General features: G+C 60.1%; 23 protein-coding genes. 18 read left to right on the top strand and 5 right to left on the bottom strand.

What is annotated here, in order from left to right:
• Positions 1-20: 20 nt before the first annotated feature.
• From ACZ9J7_RS00240 to ACZ9J7_RS00270, 7 genes are all read left to right on the top strand, one after another.
• Positions 21-794, top strand: coding sequence for an SDR family NAD(P)-dependent oxidoreductase (locus tag ACZ9J7_RS00240; RefSeq protein ID WP_011777266.1), 774 nt, complete (start codon positions 21-23; stop codon positions 792-794).
• A 1-nt stretch (position 795) separates the two neighbouring features.
• Positions 796-1536, top strand: a complete 741-nt coding sequence (locus ACZ9J7_RS00245; protein WP_056331967.1) for a gamma-glutamyl-gamma-aminobutyrate hydrolase family protein — start codon at positions 796-798, stop codon at positions 1534-1536.
• Positions 1533-2726 carry a cytochrome P450 gene (locus ACZ9J7_RS00250; protein ID WP_056331965.1) on the top strand — a complete coding sequence of 398 codons (1194 nt, stop codon included), beginning with the start codon at positions 1533-1535 and terminating at the stop codon, positions 2724-2726. The genes ACZ9J7_RS00245 and ACZ9J7_RS00250 overlap by 4 nt, the downstream gene beginning before the upstream one ends.
• 5 nt (positions 2727-2731) lie before the next feature.
• The gene (locus ACZ9J7_RS00255) at positions 2732-2968 is read left to right on the top strand and encodes a ferredoxin (RefSeq protein ID WP_056332056.1); all 237 of its coding nucleotides are present in this window, start codon (positions 2732-2734) and stop codon (positions 2966-2968) included.
• On the top strand, positions 2965-4125 hold the full coding sequence (locus tag ACZ9J7_RS00260) for an NAD(P)/FAD-dependent oxidoreductase (protein WP_235565124.1): 1161 nt from the start codon (positions 2965-2967) through the stop codon (positions 4123-4125). Before ACZ9J7_RS00255 ends, ACZ9J7_RS00260 begins: the two co-directional genes overlap by 4 nt.
• A 4-nt stretch (positions 4126-4129) precedes the next feature.
• Entirely contained in the window at positions 4130-5914 is a 1785-nt protein-coding gene (locus ACZ9J7_RS00265; protein WP_082566703.1) for a helix-turn-helix domain-containing protein, read from the top strand.
• A 264-nt stretch (positions 5915-6178) separates the two neighbouring features.
• The gene (locus tag ACZ9J7_RS00270; protein ID WP_056331959.1) at positions 6179-6943 is read left to right on the top strand and encodes a type 1 glutamine amidotransferase; all 765 of its coding nucleotides are present in this window, start codon (positions 6179-6181) and stop codon (positions 6941-6943) included.
• 221 nt (positions 6944-7164) lie between these two features.
• On the opposite strand, the gene ACZ9J7_RS00275 is transcribed toward ACZ9J7_RS00270, so the two are convergent.
• The 3 genes from ACZ9J7_RS00275 to ald all read right to left on the bottom strand — a co-directional run bounded on the left by ACZ9J7_RS00275 (position 7165) and on the right by ald (position 9635).
• The gene (locus ACZ9J7_RS00275; RefSeq protein ID WP_235565123.1) at positions 7165-7659 is read right to left on the bottom strand and encodes an HtaA domain-containing protein; all 495 of its coding nucleotides are present in this window, start codon (positions 7657-7659) and stop codon (positions 7165-7167) included.
• 534 nt (positions 7660-8193) lie between these two features.
• Positions 8194-8451 (bottom strand): hypothetical protein, encoded by a 258-nt coding sequence (locus ACZ9J7_RS00280; RefSeq protein ID WP_134165669.1) that lies wholly within the window; start codon positions 8449-8451, stop codon positions 8194-8196.
• A gap of 68 nt (positions 8452-8519) precedes the next feature.
• On the bottom strand, positions 8520-9635 hold the full coding sequence (gene ald / locus ACZ9J7_RS00285; protein ID WP_314212401.1) for an alanine dehydrogenase: 1116 nt from the start codon (positions 9633-9635) through the stop codon (positions 8520-8522).
• Here ald and ACZ9J7_RS00290 point away from each other — a divergent pair.
• From ACZ9J7_RS00290 to ACZ9J7_RS00330, 9 genes are all read left to right on the top strand, one after another.
• On the top strand, positions 9628-10254 hold the full coding sequence (locus ACZ9J7_RS00290) for an Lrp/AsnC family transcriptional regulator (RefSeq protein ID WP_314212398.1): 627 nt from the start codon (positions 9628-9630) through the stop codon (positions 10252-10254). The two genes, ald and ACZ9J7_RS00290, sit on opposite strands and share 8 nt — an antisense overlap.
• Positions 10255-10425: 171 nt before the next feature.
• Positions 10426-10848, top strand: a complete 423-nt coding sequence (locus tag ACZ9J7_RS00295) for a PAS domain S-box protein (protein WP_476206100.1) — start codon at positions 10426-10428, stop codon at positions 10846-10848.
• Between the two features lie 42 nt (positions 10849-10890).
• The gene (locus tag ACZ9J7_RS00300) at positions 10891-11670 is read left to right on the top strand and encodes an MBL fold metallo-hydrolase (RefSeq protein ID WP_056331945.1); all 780 of its coding nucleotides are present in this window, start codon (positions 10891-10893) and stop codon (positions 11668-11670) included.
• A gap of 191 nt (positions 11671-11861) precedes the next feature.
• The gene (locus ACZ9J7_RS00305; RefSeq protein WP_056331943.1) at positions 11862-12590 is read left to right on the top strand and encodes a winged helix-turn-helix transcriptional regulator; all 729 of its coding nucleotides are present in this window, start codon (positions 11862-11864) and stop codon (positions 12588-12590) included.
• Between the two features lie 230 nt (positions 12591-12820).
• Positions 12821-14977, top strand: coding sequence for an amylo-alpha-1,6-glucosidase (locus ACZ9J7_RS00310; RefSeq protein WP_476206102.1), 2157 nt, complete (start codon positions 12821-12823; stop codon positions 14975-14977).
• A 406-nt stretch (positions 14978-15383) separates the two neighbouring features.
• Positions 15384-16493 (top strand): mandelate racemase/muconate lactonizing enzyme family protein, encoded by a 1110-nt coding sequence (locus ACZ9J7_RS00315; protein ID WP_476206104.1) that lies wholly within the window; start codon positions 15384-15386, stop codon positions 16491-16493.
• Positions 16494-16532: 39 nt separating this feature from the next.
• Positions 16533-17471: a ketopantoate reductase family protein gene (locus ACZ9J7_RS00320; protein WP_476206106.1), complete on the top strand. Its 939-nt coding sequence runs from the start codon at positions 16533-16535 to the stop codon at positions 17469-17471.
• On the top strand, positions 17468-18847 hold the full coding sequence (locus tag ACZ9J7_RS00325; protein ID WP_476206108.1) for an MFS transporter: 1380 nt from the start codon (positions 17468-17470) through the stop codon (positions 18845-18847). Before ACZ9J7_RS00320 ends, ACZ9J7_RS00325 begins: the two co-directional genes overlap by 4 nt.
• A 137-nt stretch (positions 18848-18984) precedes the next feature.
• The gene (locus ACZ9J7_RS00330; RefSeq protein ID WP_476206110.1) at positions 18985-19779 is read left to right on the top strand and encodes an MBL fold metallo-hydrolase; all 795 of its coding nucleotides are present in this window, start codon (positions 18985-18987) and stop codon (positions 19777-19779) included.
• A 117-nt stretch (positions 19780-19896) separates the two neighbouring features.
• Here ACZ9J7_RS00330 and ACZ9J7_RS00335 read toward each other — a convergent pair whose 3' ends face one another.
• Entirely contained in the window at positions 19897-20586 is a 690-nt protein-coding gene (locus ACZ9J7_RS00335) for a FadR/GntR family transcriptional regulator (protein ID WP_476206111.1), read from the bottom strand.
• 222 nt (positions 20587-20808) lie between these two features.
• Here ACZ9J7_RS00335 and ACZ9J7_RS00340 point away from each other — a divergent pair, with 222 nt between their 5' ends.
• Together ACZ9J7_RS00340 and ACZ9J7_RS00345 are read left to right on the top strand one after the other, a co-directional pair.
• Positions 20809-21183, top strand: a complete 375-nt coding sequence (locus ACZ9J7_RS00340) for an MFS transporter (protein ID WP_476206113.1) — start codon at positions 20809-20811, stop codon at positions 21181-21183.
• 203 nt (positions 21184-21386) lie between these two features.
• Positions 21387-22829, top strand: a complete 1443-nt coding sequence (locus ACZ9J7_RS00345; protein ID WP_476206114.1) for an MFS transporter — start codon at positions 21387-21389, stop codon at positions 22827-22829.
• Between the two features lie 486 nt (positions 22830-23315).
• Here the strand turns inward: ACZ9J7_RS00345 and ACZ9J7_RS00350 are convergent, their stop codons facing one another.
• On the bottom strand, positions 23316-23717 hold the full coding sequence (locus tag ACZ9J7_RS00350; protein ID WP_476206116.1) for a nuclear transport factor 2 family protein: 402 nt from the start codon (positions 23715-23717) through the stop codon (positions 23316-23318).
• Between the last annotated feature and the right edge of the window lie 116 nt (positions 23718-23833).

Consider the following 23833-nt stretch of genomic DNA (forward strand, 5'->3'; position numbering starts at 1 on the left):
TACTCAGAAAGAAGCACCCAATGACCACTCACCCCGGAAAGATCGCTGCAGTCACCGGAGCCGCGTCCGGAAACGGCCTTGCCATCGCAGAAAAGCTCCTCAAGGAGGGCGCCACCGTCGTAGCCCTGGACCGTGACGAGGCCGCGCTCGAACGTCTGATCGGCCAGCACCCGGAAATGGTGCCTGTTGTTATGGACGTCGCCGACGAAGCCTCGGTCCGCAGCGGCATGGCCGAGATCGACGCAAAATTCGGCCGGCTCGACACCCTCGTCAACAACGCAGGAATCGTCAAGGGCAGCAACTTCGACGACGTGAGCGTAGCGGAATGGGACCAGGTCTTCGCCGTGAACTCCACCGGACCGTTCCTGGTCAGCCAGGCCGCACGGCCGCTGCTGGAGAAGGGCGCTGCCGCCCGGGGCGACGATTCAACCAGTGCCATCGTCAACATCACCTCTGTCGAGGCCCACATCGTCATCGCCAGCAGCGGACACCCCCAGGTCCACTACAACGCATCCAAGGGTGCACTTCTTATGTTCACGAAGGCTTTGGCCATCGAAACCGCAGCTTCCAAAATCCGCGTCAACGCTGTCGCCCCCGGCTTCATCGAGACCCCATTCACCAAGTCCGTGCTGGAGAACCAGGACGCCGTGAAGTTCCTGCTCGACCGCACGCCGCTCGGACGAATCGGACGGCCCTCCGACGTTGCCAACGCAGTCGCGTTCCTGGCCAGCGACGAGGCCAGCTGGGTGACCGGTACCACCATCCACGTCGACGGCGGTTGGCTGGTTTACTGACATGCGGGCGCCCCTTATTGCCATTTCCGCGGCCCGGCAGACCGTCGATACCGCCTTTGGCCCGATGCCTTCAACGGTCCAGAACATGGCCTACGCCAACGGCGTGCTTGCCGCAGGCGGCCGTCCCGCCATTCTTCCGTCCACGGCAACGATCCCCGATGCGGCGCTTGAAGGATTCGACGGGCTGATCCTCACCGGCGGCGGTGACATCAGCCCCCGGCTGTATGGGGAGGACCCGGCCGACACGGTCTATGACGTGTGCGACATCAGGGACGACTTCGAAATCGAGCTTTACAACGAGGCCATGCTCCGCGGCCTGCCCATCCTGGCCACTTGCCGGGGGATGCAGCTAGTCAACGTTATTCGAGGCGGAAACCTCGTCCAGGAAGTGAGCCCGGACAGGGGGCACTGGCAGGACCATCCCTCTCATGAACCATGGCACCAGGTACAACTGGAGCCCGGTTCCGAACTTGCCCGGATCGCCAAAGACCTGACCATTCCCGTGAACAGCTACCACCACCAGGGCTTGGGAAAGCTCGGAACAGGCCTTCGTGTCGTGGGACGGGAAGGCGATGTTATCGAAGCAATTGAAGCCGACGATGCCCGCCTCATCGGAGTCCAATGGCATCCCGAGCACATGGTCGACTACCACGAAGCCCAGAAGGCCCTCTTCGTCGATCTCGTGGAGAAGGCCGCAGCGTACGCACAGTCACAGAAACCACTTCAGGAGCAATTCTCATGAGCACAGAAACTGAGCGGGGACTCAGCCACAACAAGTCAGACTTTGACTTCCACGGACGGTCGCTCGACAACATTTTCGACGAATACCAGGACATCCTAGCCAACGGACCTGTCGGGCACAGCAACAAGTATGGAGGCTTTTGGTACATCACCAAGAGCGAAGATATCTTCAACGCCGAGCAGGACCCCGACACCTTCGCGGTCGGACCCTCAATGCTCCTCCCGGCGTTCGGCACTGACGTCCCCCTCATTCCGATCGACATCGATCCCCCGACCCACGCTGACTTCCGCAAAATCCTGCTGCCGATGTTCACCCCCATGAACATCTCAAAGCTGACACCCGGAATGCGGGAGACCGCCCAGCAGCTGTGCCAGGAAGTCCTCACAGCCGGAGACGTCGTTGATGTCTCGGCAAAGCTTGCCCGCCCGATGCCGACCATTATCTTCAGCCGCCTGGCCGGATATCCGGAACAGGACTGGCCAATCTTCGACCGGTGGATCGACGAAATCATCTATGAGCGGACCGCGCATCCGGAAACCGCATACGCGGCCGGACGCGAACTCAACGACTACTTCGACCGCCTTCTCGACGAACGGGAAAAGGCCGGACCGGAAGCGGACGCCAGCAATGACCTGATCACCCAGCTCCTGAAAGCGGAAGTGAAAGGCCGGAAGCTCACGCGGGAAGAGCTGCTGTCGTACTGCTACCTGCTCTTCCTCGCCGGGCTCGACACGACCGCCTGGGCGATCCGTTCCGCCCTCTGGTACCTGGCCGGCAACCCGCAGGCCCAGCAGCAGTTGCGGGAAGACCCGGACCTGATCCCCACCGCAGCCGAAGAATTCCTGCGGACCCTCTCCCCGGTCCAGGCCATGGCGCGCACCGCGAAGAAGGACACAGTTGTCCGGGGCCAGGAAATCAAGGCTGGCGAACGCGTTGTGCTCGTCTTCGGCGCGGGCAACCGTGACCCGGAGGTCTACGAAGAACCCAACGACATCAAGATTGACCGTGAAGACAACCGCCACCTGGCCTTCGGCGGAGGGATCCACCGGTGCCTCGGCTCGAACCTTGGCCGCGCCGAAATGGTTATCGCCATGGAGGAATTCCTGAAGGCTGTCCCTCACTTCGAACGGGCAAACGACGACGAACCGTGGCACGGCGTCGGCCCGCTTACCCTCAAGATTGGAGCTTGATCACCATGGGAGAACTTTGGGTCGACGGAGGGCGTTGCCAAGGCCACGCCCGGTGCTGGGCTCTGGCACCCGAAACCTTTGAGATCGACGAGGAAGGCTACGCGCACGTCATTCCTGGCCGCGAAAACAGCGGCGATGAACCCAACGTCCGCAAGGCCATCCGGAACTGCCCCGAACGGGCAATCCTGGAACGGGAAACGAACGAGGCCAGCGAGAAAGCATCAGAGGTTTCGGCATCGTGACACATCTGCCAGACCGGGTTGCGGTCATTGGCGCTTCGGTCGCGTCGGCGATGCTGATTGAACGCAGCCGCGAGCTGGGCTTTGCAGGCGAATTTATCGTCATTGATTCAGACCCGAACGCGCCCTACGACCGGCCCCCGCTGTCCAAGCAATTCCTTCTTGGCACCGGCCCCGTCGAACCGGCCGAGTGGTGGCCGGAGGCTACGCCGATCCTCAAGGCAAAGGCCATCGGGCTGCTCACCGACAAGCGGACTGTCCTGACGGACAAGCTCGGAGAAGTAGCCGCTGACGCCGTCGTCATCTCCACAGGAGCCGGCTCAATCCGGCTGCCGAACGAGCCAGCGGGCGTTCTCAGCCTCAGAACCGCGCAGGACGCCCTTGCCCTGCGCAGCGCCGTGGATGCAGGAGCTTCCAGTGCGATCATCATCGGCGCCGGAACCATTGGTGCGGAACTGGCATCTACACTCGCCCAGCGTGGGCTTGCCGTCACGGTAGTGGATTTGGCTCCGCAACCAATGCAGCGCTTCTTTTCAGGACATCTGGGAGAGGAAGCGAAGGCATGGATGCATCAGGCCGGTGTCGTAACTCATTTTGGGGTTGCTGTGGAATCCATTCAGAAAACGGATGCGCAGTGGACGGTCCGGGTCAGCGGCCTGGACCTGCACGCCGACCTGGTTATCAGCGCTGTCGGCGCACGCCCCCACACCGAATGGCTGACCTACAGCGAGCTCGACATTTCCAACGGAGTCCGTTGCACTGCGGACGGGAAAGCCCTCCTGACCAGTGGTGAAATCGCCGACGGGATCTTCGCTATCGGAGACGTTTCGGCCCGGCAGGCCGAGGACGGAACCTTTCGGCGGTTCGAGAGTTGGACCCAGGCCCAACGTCATGGCGCAGCCCTGGCAGAATACTTCGCAGGCTTCGACTCCAGCGAACTGGAACAGGCTCCGTACGGGTGGACGGAGCAGTTCGGCCGAAAGGTACAGGTGCACGGAATGCTTCCGCCGGCAGGCGAACTTGTACAGGTATACGCTGCGGAGGAACGCAACGCCGCCCTGTACCGGATTGGATCTGCGGCGGAGGACGTGGCTTGGATCGGCGTCAACGCGCCAAGGCAGTTCAGCCGGGCCTCCATGGGCATGAGCCTTCTAAGCTGAAACGATGAAACCCCCTGCTGAGCCTGCGGCCCCGCAACCGAATGAGGTCCTGCCCGCTGGCTATCGCCACAAACTCCAAATAGCAGAGCTTCGCGCAGACACCCTGTCCGAGCTCACGCAGCTCATGATGGAAGGACCCGATCCACTCGCGCTTGCTCAAAGAGCAGTGGACTTGGTAGCCAGGGCAACAAACTCAGCAGGGGTTTTCGTCTACCTGTGGGATGAACAGGAACAAGTCCTTGTCATGCGCGCAGGCACCCCTGGAGTGCAAAGCCAGCAAATGGGACGAATCACCCTTCGCCTCGGCGAAGGTGTAACTGGCTGGGCAGGGCTCACCAAACAGTCGGTTGTCCTAAACAAGAACATTCAGCAGGACCCGAGGTTCGCCAGCATCAGCGAACTGCAGGAAGAAGATTTCAATTCGATGCTGGTTGTCCCGATCGTGGCACCGACCGGGACCCTCCTTGGCGTGTTCAGCCTCTGGTCATATGAGGAGGAAACCTTCACCTGGGAGTCAAAGCTGATTGCTGACGAGGTGGGAGTGCTGCTTGCCAGCGGCCTGCTGCAGGCTGAGACAGTTGATGACTTGCGGCGCCAATCCGCAGCAGCGCACTTCCTTGTCGATTTCCCGATCAACTCCGCCACTTCCGTCCTGCAATGCGCCCAAGTGGCCACCCAGGCGATTCTTAAACACATGAGCTCCGACGGCTGCGTCATTGAATATTTCGGGCGAGGTGCAGCCACATCGCCGCCCACCGCCATCGCAATGGACAAGGGCGAGCGAAGCGGAATCGTAGTTAGAACCACTCACTCACGAACAGCAACGTCCGAATTCATTGAATCCAACTTCGCCGGACACGAGCGGGTATCTGTCTCCTTTGGCCTGACGAGCACCCGGGGCATCGTCACGTGCTATCGTCCACGCCGCTATTCCACCAGAGAGCTCGATCGGCTCAGCGCCATTTGCTCCCAGCTGGCCGCCCTCTTTGAAGCAGTAGAACTGGAGTCCGTCGGCTCATCCCATGCTTCACGCCTGCTCCGAAGCGTCGGCACGAGCACCTTCGCCCGCATTCTCGAGGAATCAGGCTGGTCAAAGGGCCGCACTCTGCCGGTCCTGGTGCGAGTGAAACGGCTGAAATTCGACTCTGACGCGGTGTCCAGACGCATCGCCCCCTACCTTCAGGAACTGGCCGGCCCCCGATCCCTGGTCTTCACGGAAGGCCCCCTCAGCCTGCTCTTTATCGATACCCCTTCCGGCTCCGGAGAAGAGATCAAGGCGAAGCTGGAGACGACTCTTTCTGACCTCGACGAACACCGTGGCGTCTCAGCTTTCGCCGGCGTAGGTCCACTGGCGCGGGACGTCGCCTCTCTGCAGCCAGCGCTCTCAGACGCCGAAACCGCACTGGCCTGGACAGAACTGGTCGGCAGGACATCCGGGAGACGGGTCACCTCTTTCAGCGACATAGAACACCTGCAGGAACTGCCCCTTGTTGGGGAGGGGATGTCTGCAGAGATCAGGGACGTGCTCGCCGAACTCAGGTCCCTCATGCGCTACGACGCGGAAAATGGAACCCAGCTGGCCGAAACCGTCGCCATGCTCCTATCCAATAAAGGATCCATTGCCGACACGGTCTCCAAACTGCACATCCACCGCAACACACTCCGGCAACGGCTCCAGCGCGTAGAGCAGCTCATCGGTCATTCATTCGAAGAAGCCGGCGACTGGCTGCCCACGGGCATCGCTGCGCGACTGGCTATGCGCGAAGGCCACCGCACTGTTCTTCAATGACGGCAACAGCGGCCGGGGTCCGCTGAGGAAATATTCGGATGATCCCAAGATCACCAGGCTGTGGCACACACATTCGGATCCTAATGTGCAACCGGCACTGCGACCCCGGCCGTGCTGTTCGCTACGTTGAAGTTGTCCGCCTGGGTCCGGGGACTAAAGGCCATGGGGCTTCGGTGTCCGGCTTAACCACACAGGATGCCACCGTCCCTTCACAACCCGGGGTTTCGCATGCTGAAACCTGACCGCCCGATAAGGAATTCGAGAATGACCAATCAGCCAAACCTGCCCCGAGGTACCGGTACCCTGCAGGCACTAGTCATACAGCCAGATTTCCACTGCCCACTGGACCGGCTCGGTGTTTGGCTGCACGATGAGGGAATAACCACCAGAATCATCCAGCCTTTCAGTGGCGGCGTTATCCCGGACGTGATTCAAGAGGACGCCCTGGTGGTTCTTGGCGGAGACATGAGCTCCTTGGACGACCATGCCTATCACTGGCTTACCGACATCCGGCGCCTCATGGCGGCCGCCGCCAGCCAGAGGAAACCGACGCTAGGGATCTGCCTTGGAGCTCAGTTGATGGCACAGACGTTCGGCGGGACCGTGGCCAGGGGAAACCAAGGCCTCGAAGCGGGGGTCGTCGAGGTGGCATTACGGCCCGATGCTGCCGAGGATCCCTTGATGGCCGGATTGCCCGGGCCCTTCCTCGCAGGCGCCATGCATGGGGACATGATCGACCAACTCCCGCCGTCAGCAGTATGGCTCGGGATGACGGCCCAGTATCCGCATCAGGCTTTTCGAGTAGGCGAGATGTCATGGGGAGTTCAGTTTCACCCGGAGATCTCGCCGGTGGTCTACCGCCAGTGGTTGTCCCTGGTCAAGGAGAATGACACGGTTGCCGTGGAGCGGGCCGGCCGCGGAATGAAAGCATTCGAGAAACAAGACCAGATCGTGAGGGAACATACCGAGGCGATGGCGCGACGCTTCGCCCACCTGGTCCGAACCACGGCAACGGTGGCTACTCAGTAACCAACAGTGCGTGGTGGCGCTGCGGCCGCGGGGTGGACGTTGGACACTAGCCAATGCAGCGATTCCTGCCCCTGGACTCATTGAGTCTGCGGGCAGGAACAGGTCCTTGCCAGTACCTCGTGCCCGGTCCACCAGTACGGAGCGGGGCAAAGCACGGCGCCTTCATGTCTAGGCCCAGGACCTTGTCGCAGCTGGTACCGCCAGTTCACCCCAGAACGGGTTCAGGATACCTCCACAAAGGATGGTGCCCTCATGGTCAGCGGAGCCAGTGTTTCTCCGGCTGAATAGCTATCTGCGAAAACAGCCGCTCCTGCGCTGGTCAGAGCTACCGGGACATTTGCCCACATATTGATGCCGTCTTCCACCGACACCGCCGGCAAGTCGAGATGGGCGAGGTGCACGATCTCGTTTCCTTGTTCGATAGACAAGCATGCCCCGTCGGGCCCGACTATTATTTTTGGGTTGCAAATCGAGACCGACATAAGCCCGTGATGGGCGAGGAAGCGGGCCTCTCCACCGAACTGGAGCACAAAGTTGTGCCCGTCAGAATGATCCAGGCTTCTGAACGGGAAATAGAACTGTCGGGTATTTGTCACGGCAGCACCCTCGCGCAGGAGTATGCGTCCATCGCGCATAGACTGCACGTACTGTACAAAGCTCTCTTTCACCGCCCAGGCCATGCCGAGATCTGCTCTTTCCACAGTAGGTTCGGACATCATGGTTTCCTTCTCGTTGCCAGGTTGCACACGGCCGGTGGTGCTCCCGCTCCCGACACACCAGAAATGGGAGTGGCTTACCGACTCTTCATATTCGACCATTTTCGCGTCGGCACAGATGATCGGTATGTACTGCGGGCATAGCGTTCGCACCGGCTGTGTGCCTGGTGCCCATCCGGCAGACGGTGGACCCCGCAGTCGGCTCGTCATGGTCGACATCCTGCTGGAGGGGCGCCGCCGGCGCGCCACCGTTGGGGGAGGGGCGCTGATGGGCTCGATCAGTCAGACCGGTCCTGAATCAGTCTTAGAAGTTCAGTTGTTCAGGGGCGACGCACTCGTAGACGAGTCCAGGAGGAATCTGGTGGCTGAGCTCAAGGGTGTAGGACCAGGGGCCGTGCCAGGTGACAAGAACGCCTGACGCTTCATCCTGGACTGTTTCAGAGCGCAGCCGAGTAATGGCTCTTGCTAACTCATTATCGTCATTCAGCTGTTCCAGAAGCTGTACGCGTCCAGGCGCAGCGGAGTGTTCGCACCTCATGGTGCAGCAGCATGCTGGAAGTCAGGGCAGAGGCTGGACCTGTCGGTTTCCCATCTATAGTCGACCCACACCTTGAAACCGTCTGCCCGGTGAAAGAGACGGCGGGGGTCGGCGCCATCACTGTCGAGCCACAGGATTTGATCATCGTCGGTTACTGCATCGACAACTCCGCGGCGGATCTCCTTATCCAGAAGTTTCACGATGACCAGTTGGCCAACCAGCGGCTGCCATTTGGGTTGCAGGTGAAATGCCATTTGATGCCGTGCCCCTTCCTATGGAGCCGGCTGTGCCTGCCTTCTCTCGGGCAGGCACAGCCGATGTCCTAAACCGTCACGAGGTCCTGCCAGTCGGCGAGGTCATGTCCATGGGCATCGCTGACAGACTTGTGAGTGACCTTTCCCGCCGCCACGTTCAGACCGCCGGCCAGAGCGGGGAGCCGGTCGAAAGCACCCTTGACACCGTAGTTGGCCAAAGCAACCGCGTAGCGGAGCGTGACGTTGGTCAGCGCGTAGGTGGAGGTGTTCGGGACAGCGCCGGGCATGTTGGCCACGCAGTAGAAGATCGTCTCGTGAACCTTGTACGTGGGTTCCTGATGCGTGGTGGGGTGCGTGTCCTCGAAGCAGCCGCCCTGGTCCACCGCGATGTCCACCAGGACCGAGCCGGGCTTCATCCGGGCCACGAGGTCGTTGGTGACGAGCTTGGGAGCCTTCGCTCCCGGAATCAGAACGGAGCCGATGACGAGATCAGCATCGATCACTGACTTTTCGATCTCGTACGAGTTCGACGCCACGGTTTTGAGCCGGCCCTGGTACTGGGCGTCGAGTTCGCGCAGACGGTTGATGTTGATGTCCAGAATGGTGACATCGGCACCGAGGCCGAGGGCCATGACGGCGGCGTTGGTGCCTGCGACACCTGCACCGAGGACCACCACTTTCGCGGGGCGGACGCCGGGTACGCCGCCGAGCAGCACGCCTTTGCCGCCGGCGGGCGCCATGAGGGAGGTCGCGCCGACCTGAACGGAGAGTCGGCCGGCCACTTCGGACATGGGTGCGAGCAGCGGCAGCGCCCGGCCTTCCTGGACCGTCTCATAAGCGATGGCCGTGACGCCGGAGTCGACAAGCGCCTGAGTGAGTGCCGGCTCCGCGGCAAGGTGAAGGTAGGTGAAAAGGAGCAGTCCCTCGCGGAAGTGGCGGTATTCGGACGCCACGGGTTCCTTAACCTTCATCACCATGTCGGCTCGGGCCCAGACCTCGTCTGCAGTCTGAACGATCTCAGCTCCGGCGAGTGCGTACTCCTGATCGCTAATGCCGGAACCGGCGCCGGCACCGGTTTCCACGAGCACGTCGTGGCCGTTTGCTTTGAATTCATGCACGCCGGCAGCCGTGATGGCCACGCGGAACTCGTTGTTCTTGATTTCCTTGGGGACGGAGATGATCATGCTCACGCTTTCTGAGGAGATTGATGCTTGTGGGAAAAAGAATGACAGAAACTGCGGGCAAGGCGTGTTTCAGCACAGGATCTACGGCAGAATGCAAGTAACTGGCAAATTCCTGCGTTGTGAGGAGCGTTACATGATGTCCGACCCGCAGAAACTGCAGCAGGTGACTCTGGACGAAGTCGACCAGAGGCTTCTGGGTCTGTTGTCCAAGAATTCGAGGCGTACAAATCAGTCGTTGTCGGAAGCCCTGGGGCTTGCGCCGTCAACCTGTCTTGCGCGCCTTAAGGCGCTCAAGGAGTCGGGGGTGATCAAGCGGTTCACCGTCGAAGTCGCACCCGAAGCGATGGGTTTGCCCCTCCAGGCCCTGGTGAGCGTGCGGCTTAGGCCTGGTGCCCGTCACCTCATGAACGCCTTCGGTAACGAGTTGCGGGACCTTCCCGAAATTAAGCAGTTCTTCGTACTGGGCGGTGCCGACGATTTCTTGATCCACATCACGGCCAAAAACACTGAGCACATCCGTCAATTCGTGCTGGACCACTTGTCTTCGAATCCTGCCGTCGCAGGCACCCAGACCAACCTCGTATTCGAACACGGTCACGGAACCGCCTTCGGCCTCTAGTTGGCCTGGGACACCTCGCCGTAGATGGCCCAGGCTGACGGTCATCCGCGGTTTCGTGGTCGAGGCAACTGGACGTTCCGGTCCATGTCTTGCACTAGTTAGGGGCGCGGCCAGCTGCTCCAATGGCATTACGAGACGCGAAAACGTCGCTTATCAGGAAAGGAACCGAAAGTGTCATCCTCAGATGCACGTAACCCCGACTTCCAGAGAATCTTCGAAAGTCTGCCGAACCAATACATCATCGTCGCCCCTGACAGGACGATTGTCGCCGCCACTGACTCGTTCCTTGCATCTACGGGAAAGAGCCGTGAGGGAATCGTCGGCATGGATATCCTTGACGCTTTTCCGGACAACCCGGACAACCCTGATGCGAAGGGAACAGAGATTCTGCGAAGCTCCATCGAGCTTGTTGTCGAGACCGGAAAAATCGACATTCTTCCGCCTGTTCGCTATGACATTAAGAACTCGGACGGAATTTTCGAGCCCCGCTGGTTCCAGCCCCTGAACGCCCCGGCGTTCGACGATGAGGGCAAGCTCGTCTACGTCCTGCACGGGGCAGAAGACATCACGGCTCAGATGATGAGCAAAAGCTGAACTTCCCGTAATCAGGCGCACCGAACCGATAGGACTGAAATTATGGACGACGTCAAAGTAACCCTCGTTGGAGGACCGACCCTGCTCCTCGAGATCGCCGGCTACCGGATGATCACTGACCCGACCTTTGATTCTCCCCAGGTCTACCACCACCCAATCGCCGGGCCCGTTACCAAGAAGCTCGGCCCGAGCGCCACCCCCGAGGAGCTTGGTCAGGTTGACCTGGCTCTCGCTTCCCACGAGCACATCGACAATCTGGACGTGGCCGGTCGGGGTTTTCTCACGATGGTGCCGCTTGCCCTCACCACGACGGAGGCCGCGGGGAGCTTTGGCCCCAACGTCCTGGGGATCAGCGACTACGACGTTCATACCGTGGCGCTTCCCGATGGCAGGCAGATGAAGATCACGGCAGTGCCGGCGCATCACGGCCCGGAGGGCGTGTGGGACGCGCTTGGTCCGGTGATCGGCTTTGTTCTCGAAGCGGAGGGCATACCGACGGTGTACATCAGCGGTGACAACTCCGAGCTGGATATCGTGCGCGAAATCGCGGACCGTTTTCCAACCATTGACATCGCTGTACTCTTCGTCGGCGGCGCTAAATTCGATGTGATTGCTGATGGGGCGTATATAACTCTCAGCAATGACCGCGCCCTCGAAGCGGCCAAGATCATGGGTGCTAAAAAGGTCGTTCCAGTGCACGAGGATTCGTGGGCACATTTCAGCCAAAATGCGGATCAGATCAGCAAACTCTTTGCGGACGCTGGGCTGAGCGATCTGCTCATCGCCCTAAAGCCGGGGGAGTCTGCCGACATCCGGCTCTAGCAAGAGGACTGGAATCGGAGGTGGGGCGGTTAGCAGCCCAACCTCCGATTCTTCTTTCAAAGACAGAATGGGAGAAGGTCCACCACGGACAGCTTGGCGTCAACTTATGTGCACGGCGCACATACAGCTGCCTGACCGGTCGGGAAGAATGGCGGCAGCACTACTCACAGACCGCTTGGAGCTCAGGGACGATGACGACCATTGCAGAGCAACTCCCCCGAGAACACGACGACCTGGCGGATACTGCCGGGCGCCTGAGTGCCGACTATTGGTCCATATCGCAAGGGCTGCGGCTGCTGGGCGACCGCTGGTCCCTGTTGATCGTGCGTGAACTGCTCGGCGGTGAGATGGGGTTCAATGATATGTCCCGCGCGCTGCCTGATCTCTCACGGACGCTGCTCTCCCAGCGGCTTAAGCGGCTGGTCCAGCTGGAGCTTGTCGTTCGCAACGATGAAACCGGCCCCCGCGGCTCGCGCCGCTACAGATTGACGCCGATCGGCTACGGGTTGCGCGAGACCTTGGAGTCGCTCGGTCTCTGGGCAAGTCGATGGCAAGAGCCCTTTGAGAATGATCTGCGGGCAGGTCTTGGCACACTGCTCGAACACATGGGCCGCAGCCTCGTGACAGATTCCCTGCCTCGGAAGTCGCTTGTCCTGGCATTCGAGTTCGACAACGTCAGGGGAGCACCCTTCCAGGGTTGGATCTGCAGGGAAAACAGCAAGACAACCGCGAGCATCGGCCGCTCAGAACGTACCCCGGATCTTCAGATCCATGTCGCCCCGCGGGTCCTCTACGATCTGTGGTGGGGTCTTCGCCGCTGTGAGGATGCACGGCAGTTGGGCTCTATCGGATTTGTTGGTCCACACGAGTGGGCAGAGGAGTTCTCCGGTTGGTTCACTCCTCGAGCAGCAGCCTTCTAGCGTTTAGTGCCCCGATTCCAGATGCCTCTGAAGATTGTAGGCTCGCCACCTTTCCCTGCTTTTACGCCGTCTGATCCGCTGGTCCAGTTCCTTGTCTGGATGCAACGCAGGATATGGAACAGGGTCTACACCCCTTTGCCGCGGGAGAGTAGGGTCAAGTAAACAAGCCGTCGCCCAAGCGTGTCGAAGAGACCACGTTGTGCCGGCGCTGCTTTCTTGGAGGAACCAGGATGGCTGGATGGAATGCTGACACGGCGGCCGGGCCAGTAGGGGCAGGGACCGTCACCCTGGTCGAGGAAACCTCGTTCTGCATTTCCTTACCCAATGGCGACATTCATCCTGAGCACCCGCATGGCCTGTTCGTCCAGGACACCCGCTTCCTGTCCCGCTGGAACCTGACAGTCAACAGTCAACCGCTGGAGTCCCTGGCTGCCGAGACCCGGGAGCCTTTCCGTGCGCTGTTTGCAGGTCGGGTTCCCCGATCCGACGGATACGCGGACAGTCCGCTGATTGTAGAGCGGCTGCGGGAAGTCGGGGCCGGTCTCCGAGAACAACTTACGGTTCGCAATTTCTCAACAAAGCCCGTCCAGTGCGTGATGTCCCTGGAGGTTGAAGCGGATTTCGCGGACCTTTTCGAAGTGAAGGAAGCCCGGATTCAACGAACGTGGGACGCAAGCCGCCATGTCGACCGGGACCAGTTGACCATTGACGGGGCTTGGCAAGGCATGCGAAAGCGGGTCGTCATTCAGGCGCCAGGAGCCGACGTGAAGCCGGAAGCGGTCACCTATCGGATATCGGTCCCGCCACACGGTCACTGGAGCGCGATTGTCAGTGCTACGGCCGAGGTCGAAGGCTCCGCGCGGAGCGCTGCACTCGTCCACCCTGATGGGGAAGTGTTGTCCCCAAGTGACCGGCGCCGCAAGGAATGGGTTGCCAAGATTCCGGTCGTACACATGAGTAATCGATCCATAGAGCGGACCTTGCGGCGGAGCTACGATGACTTGGGTGCCCTCCGGATTGAGGACCCGAACCATCCAGAGCGTGTTGTGGTGGCTGCAGGTGCCCCGTGGTTCATGACGCTCTTTGGCCGTGATTCCTTGTGGGCCTCAGAAATGGCGTTACCGGTGGATCCATCACTGGCCCTAGGGACACTGCAGACGCTGGCGGACCGGCAAGGAAGCGTCGTGGACCCGCTGACGGAGGAAGAGCCCGGCAAGATCCTGCACGAAGTAAGGTTTAGCGTCAACGCTGGTTTGGCCCTTGGAGGCAAATCGGCCTACTACGGGAGCGTCGACGCGACGCCACTGTTTGTGGATGTGCTTGGAGCCGTCAGCCGGTGGGGATTTGGCGCTGATATTATCGCTGATTTACTGCCTCACGCGGACCGCGCCTTGGATTGGATACGGCATTACGGGGACAAAGATGGCGACGGTTTCGTCGAATATGAACGTCTCAACGACCAAGGGCTGATCAACCAGGGCTGGAAGGACTCCTGGGACGGGATCAATTTTGCCGATGGAACACTTGCGGAGCCCCCGATCGCGCTCTGTGAAGTTCAGGCCTATGTCTATGCCGCGTACACTGCCCGCGCCTGGATGGCATATGCCGCTGGGGACACCGCACGGGGAGATGAACTCTCCGATCGGGCAGCAGAGCTCAAACGAAGGTTTAACGAGCAGTTCTGGATTCCGGATCGCGGGTACTTTGCAATAGCCCTCGACGGCAGGAAACGCCAGGTGGACGCCTGTGCCTCCAACATGGGCCACTGTCTCGTGTACGGCCTCGTTGACGAGGACAAGGCTTCCCAGGTTGTCGAGCGGCTTATGTCTCCGGAAATGTTCAGCGGGTGGGGTATACGGACCCTGGCCAGCGACATGGGTGCATACAACCCGGCCAGCTATCACAACGGTTCAGTATGGCCCCACGACAATGCCATCATCGCTGCCGGTCTGCTGCGATACGGCTTCGTGGAGGAAGCTCAGAGTATTTCTACTGCGATGCTGGAAGCCGCGGAATGGTCAGGTGGGCGCTTGCCCGAGCTCTTCTGCGGCTTCAGCCGCGACCAGTTCGCGGAACCCGTACCTTATCCAACCGCGTGCTCGCCCCAGGCTTGGGCAGCAACCGCCCCAATCCTCCTGGTGACAAACCTGATGCAGTACGACGTTCATGTCTCCCGTCGGGAACTATGGATGGATCCTGTACTGCCCGAAACCTACGGGGATCTGCACATCACCAACGCACCGGTTGGTGGCGGTCGAATCACTATCGACATCGACAAGTCTGGCCCGTCCATTCAGGGCCTCCCTGAGTGGATGGAATTTCGACGCGGACATCGGCCATGGATTACCGAACTGGTACAACAGGCAGACCGCCGGCGAAAGAAGTAGGCAGCTTGGTTGCCATCAAAACCCGCGGCGTCATAGCTGTGCTGCCTATGAAGATGGGGCGGGATAGGGATAGCCCGCTACGTAGTTCCGGCCCGTAAAGGCAAGGGTCCCGGCCAGACAGATGCAGTTGTCTCCCGCCTTACAGGCCTCCCGCTGGGCAGTCTTACCTGCACTCGAAGGAGGTCGAAATTCCGTCAACTTGCCCCAATCGGGGCAAACCCGAGCCCGGTAATCACGCAACTGGAACTGGTGGTGACCATTGACGCACATCACACTTTCCCATAGGCTGTCGGTTGTCCGACAGGTACCATCTGAAAGGAGGAATGGATTGCGGATTACACGCGTAAAAATAATGCGACTGCAGTCGCCTAACCCTGGGGACTATGGCATCCCTTGGAACCCCACGGTGCTGCGTATCGAAACCGACGAGGGGATCTATGGCCTCGGCGAAATCGGCTTACCTATGGGTAACGCGGCTGAAGGCCAGATGGGACTCGCACGGGACTTCGCTCCACTGATCCTGGGTATGGATCCGTTCCAGACGACCGCGATTTGGGAGAAGCTTTACCGGACAACGTTCTGGGGCATGGGCGGAGGTACCCTCATTTTCGCGATCATGAGTGCGATCGACATCGCGCTGTGGGACATCAAGGGTAAGGCTCTTGGGGTGCCCGTGCATCAGCTTTTGGGAGGCAAGACCAACGACCGCCTGCGCAGCTACGCGTCGCAGATTCAGTTCGACTGGGCGCCCCGGATGGGGGCGATGGTTAAGCCCGACGAGTATGCAGAAGCTACGCGGAAGGCCATGGACGACGGCTTCGACTGCGTGAAAGTCAATCCCATCGGCTTTGATCTGAACGGCCGGTGGATGGGTTGGAATACCCGCGGCCTGCTCAGTAGTGAGCAAGTGCGGACGGCAGTTGATCGTGTAAGTGCCGTCCGAGCGGCCGGTGGTGACGAGCTGGACATCATCGTCGAGTTGCACTGCCACACCGACGCCAACACGGCAGTGCAACTCGGGCGCGAGCTCGAGCAGTTTCGGATCCTGTATTACGAAGAAGCGACCGCGCCGCTGAACTGGAAAGCGATGCGAAAAATCAAACGGGAAATAACAATCCCGATAGCCACAGGCGAGCGGCTCTACACCGCCTTCGGCTTCCGGCCATACATTGAACACCAAGTGGTCGACATCATTCAGCCCGACCTCGGGACCAGCGGCGGCTACACAGAGACGAAGAAGATCGCGGAGTTGGCGTCGACGTATGACATAGGAGTACAGCTGCACCTTATCGGCAGCCCACTCTCGACAGCCGCTGCGCTCCAGCTTGAAGCCGTTCTCCCCAACTTCGTGATTCACGAGCACAACAACACAAGTCTGCTGCCGGCCAACATCGACCTCTGCATCCACGACTACCAGCCGAGGCTGGGCGTCTACGAGATCCCCGACTTACCTGGAATCGGACAAGACCTCACCCCCCAGGCGTACAGAAACGCCCAAACCGTCGTCGTCAACTGACACGAGCACCACATCGCTGATCAAAGGAGATAAGCGCACATGAAATACCTAATTGTCGGAGGCGGAGCCATCGGCTCCGTGCTCTCCGCCTACATGACCAAGGCAGGCAAAGACGTCACACTCATCACCCGGGGCGCCCACCTCGCGGCGATCCACGAACAGGGCGGGCTCGAGCTCCATTACGCGCCAGAGGACGAACGCTTCCTCGTGCCAGTTAAAGCGGTCACCGAAGACGACTATCACGAGCAGCCCGACGTTGTGATCCTCGCGGTAAAGGCCTATGCAATTGACTCGATCTATCCGCTGCTCGACAGAATCTGCACGGAATCCACAGTTGTGCTGCCGATCATTAACGCGCTCGATATCGGCGCGCATATTGAGGCCGGATTGAAGGCAAAGCCGATCCTAGCTCAAGGCGAGGCGTATGTCGCGTGCGAACTAGTCGCACCCGGCAAGTGCAAGCATAAACTCGACTTTTTCCGCATCGTACTAGGTCCACGCGGAGGCCAGTCCGTATTTGAACTCGCCGAGAAGATCAAGAAAGACCTCATTGAATGCGGCTGCACCGCGGACATCAGTGAAGACATGCTTCAAGCCGCTCTCATGAAGTTCTGCCGCGTCTCTGCTATCTCAGGTGCCATGGTCTTTTTCAACGCAACGCTTGGTGAAATCAAAAAAGATCCGGCGAAGACTGAGTTCATGATCGCGCTATGCAAGGAGCTCATTGCTCTTGGTGAAGCCTCCGGGCACCCGTTCCCACCCGAGTTCGACGCCGTGGCGGACATGCTGCAGGTGCTCCCAACTGTGCCGGACGACTACCGCACATCGCTCATGTACGACTATCTCGCCGGCCACCAGGTTGAATGGCACACGATGTTTCAGGACCCGTACCTCATGGGGCGTAAGTTAGGGCTGGAAATGCCTGCCTACGGCGAAGTTTGTGGCGTCTTCGATCGCAAAGGTTCGGTCCTCGCATGAAAACAACAGAACTCCAGGCCTCGGCCGGGCCGCGTATTGAGCGATTGCCGTCAGGTAAAGTCCTAGCCGGCATCACCGCCGTCTTGGGTTTCGCGTTCTTTTTCGAGGCAGTCGATAGCGGTACGATCAATTACTTCTTGCCCGTTTTCGCCGGGGAATTTAACCTCCGCTTCGAGGCACTCGGCGCACTCGGGACCATGAGCAACGTCGGAGTGCTACTTGGCACGTTGCTGTCAGGCATCATTGCCGATCGCTTCGGCCGCAAAAGCGTCATCATTGGCGCCGTGATCATCTGGGGTGTGGCGGGAGTATGGCAGGCCCTAGTGGGTTCGCTCGAGTGGCTCATTGTCGTGCGAATCGCAATCGGGCTTGGGATCGGACTCCAATTACCGGCCACAATCACACTCCTCGCCGAGTTAGTCCCGTCACGCCTCCGCGCACGCTATCTTATCTCGATGCTGGCGCTGTTCCCGCTAGGTATGTCGGCGGCTGGCTTGATCTGCTACCTGCTGATTCCGGTGATCGGTTGGCGGGGAGTGTCAGTCCTTGAGTCCGTGCCAGCGCTAACCGCGATCCTGATCTGGAAGTTCGTACCTGAGTCCCCGGTCTGGCTCGAGGCGAAGGGACGTCATAAAGATGCTGACATCGTCATGACAATGCTGGAGCGGAAAATCGAAACTTCCACCGGTCACTCACTCCCACAGGTGGACCGTTTGCCGGTCTTTGAACCGGGGCTCCTCGACGCATTGGCGTCGACAACGAGAACCGAGAAAGTGCCCCTTCAGCGGATGTTCAGCAAGGAACATTGGCGGACGACCCTCATGCTCACACTCCAATGGCCGGCGATGCTCTTGGCGATGTACGGTCTGCAAACGTGGTTCAGTATGGTCTTCGTTCAACAGGGCATCTCGATCCAAAACTCGATCGGCTACTCCACCATCATGACGCTCGGCGGCGTCTTCGGCGCATTCCTTGTGCCATGGCTGCTGAAAAAATACGGTCGTAAGCCCGTTGCGATCCTCACCGCCCTTTTAACCTTCGTTGTCGCATTGGCCTACGGCAGCCTCCTGGGATCTGTCGTGTTCATGGTCATTTTCGGCATGCTGTTCAACCTGTTCGCGTACGCCCTCGGACAGGTAAGCAATACCTATACCTCGGAACTGTGGCCGACAAGCCTCCGCAGTACTGGCGTTGGATATGCAAACTCCATCGGCAGATTGGGCGCTATTGCAGGTCCGATCCTGCTCGGGTTCCTGATGAGCGGTTTTGGTGTACAGGCCGCCGTATTCTTCGCTGGCTCCATGTACGCCATCACGGCAATCACCATCTGGGTGCTTGGTAGAGAAACCCGAGGGACCGTCTTCACGGCTGACTAGTGACGATCCCCTTGGCGTTGCCATAAGGGGTGGCGTGACGCCCTACACGCCTGGAGGGCGTCATGACTCAACCGCAACAACGCCAACCGTACAAACCCCAACCGAAAAATGTTTTGCGCTTGCAATTGGAGAAATGAATGACAAAGGTTAACCAGACAGCTCCTATAAATGTCACACTCGTGGGTGGCCCTACTGCCATCATCGATTACGGAGGGCTCAGAATCCTCGTGGATCCTACTTTCGATCCGCCAGCGTCATACGGACCCGAAGTGGTTGGCGCGCCGGTCACGATAGTGCGAAACACACCACCCGCATTCACACCGGACGAGCTCGGGGACGTCGACGTGGTCTTGGTGACGCACGATCATCATGATCATCTGGATTCCTCGGGCCGCGAACTAGCGTCTTCGGTCTCCGCCACCTTCACAACTGAGCACGTCGCCCGGACCATCCCCGGAGCTCACGGACTATCTGAGTGGGAGACACGCACTGTGAAGTCACCCAACGGCCGCGATGTGAGCATCACGGCCGTGCCCGCTATTCACGGACCCGAACATCTTAGGGACGCGCTTGGACCGGTTATCGGATTCGTGATCAGTTCTCCTGGCGATCGAACGATCTATATTTCGGGAGACAATGCGTCTATTGAACCCGTTCATGAGGTGGCCACAAAATTCCCCGACATTGCTGTCGCCCTGCTCTTTGCTGGTGGACCGTCGTTCGAGGTCTTCGACGGTGTCTACCTCGCCTTCAGCGACGAAATGGCTGTCGCTGCTGCTGAGATTCTCGAAAATGCGACGATCCTCCCGGTCCACGCGGACTCATGGGAACATTTCAGTCAAACCGCCGAGAGCATGAAAAAGCTTGCGGCCGATAAAGGCATCGGCGAACGAGTCATTGCTCTTACCCCGGGGCAAATGGCGACCGTCTGATCTCAATCACTTTCCGGGATTGTCTGCACAGACGAGGCGAGAGCTCTAGACGATCCCTAGAGGGCGCAGCTTGGCGGATGCCGCCGCGCGTGCTGAAAACCAGAAGGAACAGCCTCCTCAGTCTGAAAGACGAGGGGGCTGTTCCTCATTTACACGCAAATCCACAATGTCCTCGATGAGTCGCATGGCCTTTTCATCATCACGCGACGCCAAGGCCACCGCAAGAGCAATATGTCGCTCTGCGCCCGCGACGAACGGGCTGGGATGCAGCGTCCTCGACTTCTCCAGATTCCTTACGATATCGAGCCGGAACAGGTCACGGATACTGGCGTAAACAAGCTCGAAGAGACGGTTTTGGCTTAGCGAGCAGAGCGTGAGGTGGAATCGATAGTCCGCTTCGATATACTCTTCCCCATTATCGAGACGAGCGGTTTCGCCCAACTCTCGGGCCTGTTTGACAAAGCTTGAGAGCTCTTCGTCGCTCGCACGGTTCAACGCTAAGCGCGTCGCAGCAATTTCGATCGTCTGTCGCAGCTCACGCACATACGGGATCATCGCGTCCTCGGCGACCAGCGCACTCACCTCGCTCATTAGGTTGTTGAAGGTGCGCTCCCGCACGAACGACCCCTCTCCAACCCGAATCTCCACAAGGCCCAGCATTTGCAGTCGCTGCAATGCCACACGGACGGACGACCGGCTCACCCCAAAGTTACGCGCTAGGGTACCTTCCGACGGTAGGCGTTGATCTACGTCAAACTCGCCGGCAACTATGCGCATTTTAAGGTCGTCATAGACCAGCTGGCTCACTCGGTCTCTGGTAATTGGTTCGATGGGACTGGCCAATACTGTTCTCCTCTGTCAAACCGAGTCTAAGCCAACTGCATCGCGGCCAAGGGTCGTTAGTTATGTGTTGGCAGGCGGGACGGGCTATTGCCCTGCCGCGCTTCCGGTGGCCAGATTGTTGGCCCCCACCCGGAGCCCGGACGCCGCCAAGGTCCGTCAGCGTGAGGCTGAAGCCAGCGAACTTCTGTGCTTGCCAGCGGGCGTCGCAAAGTCTTCGCCCTCGTCTCGGCTGCCGTCTACGGCATCGGCCTGTTCGTCGTTGCCAGTTCCTCGGAAATGACAGCCTTCCTGGTCGCCATGGCCATCACCGGTATCGGCATCGGTATTTACTTCGCCGTTGATCTGGCACTGGTCACCGATGTGCTTCCTGATCCAAACACCGCCGCCAAGGATCTCGGAGTCTTCAACATCGCCAGTGCACTGCCGCAATCGATCGCCCCTGCCATCGCCCCCCTCATCTTGGTCATGGGAGGAGGCGACTACTCCGTGCTGTTCATCGTCGCGGGCGCATCAACACTCCTCGGCGCAACCCCCATCTTCCGCGTCAAGGGCGTCCGGTAGGGGCTGGGCCGGACACCACGGCAAGGCCGCTTACCACCGCTTACCCACCGTCCCAGCATCCTCTATGGACCCCTGGGACTAACGCCTGCCGCAGTTGACGCGGGTACCCCCTAGGGGTATAAAGTTAAGTGGGTCATACCCCTAGGGGGTATACGCCCAGTAGTGGCAACTGGGGCAGGACCCAGCGGAACGCAGGAGACGATGTGAAAGCCAAAACAGGATTGCACGGCGGGTTAATACCTCTGCTGGTCATCGCAACTACGCAGCTAATGCTGGTGCTGGACGACTCGATTGTGAACATCGCGCTCCCCAGCATCCAGCGGGAACTGGGCGTGGAAGCCCTTCACCTGCCGTGGGTCGTGAACGCCTATATCCTGGCGTTCGGCTCACTGCTCCTGCTGGGCGGGCGCATCGGCGACCTGTGGGGCCGGCGTCGCACCCTGCAGCTCGGCATCGCAATCTTCGCAGTAGCCTCGTTGGCCGGAGGGCTCGGGCAGAACACAGAAATGCTCATCATCGCCAGGGCCACCCAAGGTTTGGGCGCAGCCATGGCAGCCCCTAACGCCCTGGCGCTGATCTCGACCACGTTCCCTGACCGCAAGATGCGGGACAGGGCCTTGTCCCTCTACGGAGCAATGTCCGCCCTCGGCATCGTCATAGGCCTGCTCCTTGGCGGCGTCCTGACCGACACCCTCGGCTGGCGCTGGGTGTTCTTCATCAACATCCCCATCGGTCTGCTCGTTCTCCTGGGCAGCCGCACCCTCCCGGCCACCGGCGGTCATCAGGGACAGCTCGGCATCCTCGGCGCAGTTCTGGGCACCGGCGGAATGGTCGCGCTCGTGTACGCGATCACACGTTTCGGCGACGCCGGATTCACTGACCCGGCAGCGCTGGTAATCTTCGGCGCTTCCGCCGTCCTACTCCTGGTGTTCACGCTCACCCAGTCGCGCAGCAAAAACCCCCTGGTGCCCCTAAGCCTCTTCAAGGACCGCAACCGTGCCGGCGCCTACGGCACAATGCTGCTGCTGGCCATCGGCCCGATGGGCACCTTCTACGTCATCACCCTCTACCTCCAGCAGGTCCAGCAATTCAGCCCGCTCCAGACCGGTGCCGCCTGGCTGCCGTTCGCTGCCGGACTCATACTGGGCGCCGGTAGCGCCCCGAAGCTTCTGCTGAAGATAGCACCGCGTCTCGTCGCTGCAGCGGGGGCACTCCTCAGCGCCGTCGCGGCGCTCTGGTTTTCCGCCATCACCGAGGACGCCAGCTACTGGCTGCACTTGGCGCCAGCCATGTTCGTGCTCGCCCTCGGATTCGGCTTGGGCGTCATCGCGCTCACACAGGCCGCCGTCTACCACGTCGACCAGGACAAGGCAGGGATCGCCTCGGCACTGCTCAACTCAGCCCAGCAGATTGGCGTCGCCCTCGGTCTGGCCGTGCTGGCCGCCGTCGCCGCAACCATCTCAGCGCCGCAAGAACACGCCGGCGTAAGCCACGGGGCAGCTCTCACAGCGGGATACAGTACAGCCTTGCTAGTCGCCGCCGCTATTCTCGTCATCGCCGGAGTACTGGCCCTAACAACACTCAAGGGGGAGCCAACACTTGAAGCCCACAACTCCGACACAAGCACTGACGAACTAACGGTCTGAGAGCGACTTCCTCTACACGACCCGGCCTTCAGTGGGCGCTGGCGTTGCCAAACGCCAGCGCCCACCGGCTTATCCGCGCGCCTCTCCCACCGGGCTCTCAAACACCCACATTGGTGTTCCGTCAACGTGCCTCGGCCCCCGGGGGAAACCCGTGCTTGTTGATCACGCGGCCGGAACTGGTGGCGACTCTGATCCGCTAATAGCTGCGGTCAGTTCAGATTTAGCTGACATTCCGCGCCAAGGAGGTCTGTGTATGACGCTTTCCTCGTCGTCCTGGACCGCCGAGACTGCCCCACGCCACAGCCGCTCGCCGGTCGTGCAGCGACCCGGGCCCGCCACAACCTTTGACGCCGGAAGGCCAGGACCGGGGTCCCCAACGGCCGTGCGCACAACGGACCTCAATTTCCTCGCATACCCCGCCGGCACGACAGCACGTAACGTGATGCGATGCCTGCTGCGTCACTTGCCCGCTCTCCGTGAGTTGACCTACACGGGTCCCCAGAATGCGTCCTCTGCTGCGCCGTCGGCGGAGAACAATCGCACTTCGACGATTTTTCCATCGCGGATCGTGAGGAGATCTATGCCGGACATGTCCATCGACACGTCCGTTCGTTTGCCGGAGAAGTGGACTGGAACGGCAACGAACTCGCCATTGACCATCGCCGGTCCGGTAACGGTGAGCTGGAATGTGCCCTGACTGGTCTCCATCATGCCGCCGAGCAATGAACCCACGCCATCGATTCCGGAATGATCACCTGAAAAACGATTGGAACCTGGCTGATGCCAAACGACGTCAGGGCTTAGCAGTGCCATTGCCGCGGGCACGTCACCCCGGTCAAGTGCATCAAAGTACGAAGCGGTCACGGCCGCTGGTGTCTGGTCAGTCATCTGGTTCTCCTTCGGTTGCTTACCAGCCCATGGTTACAGTTGGTAACCTGTTACCTCAACGGAACCAAGGAGTTGCATTCATGGATGTGCCGGCCTGGAACGTCATGGTGGCGACC

This window comes from Pseudarthrobacter sp. TE9888, assembly GCF_056279345.1.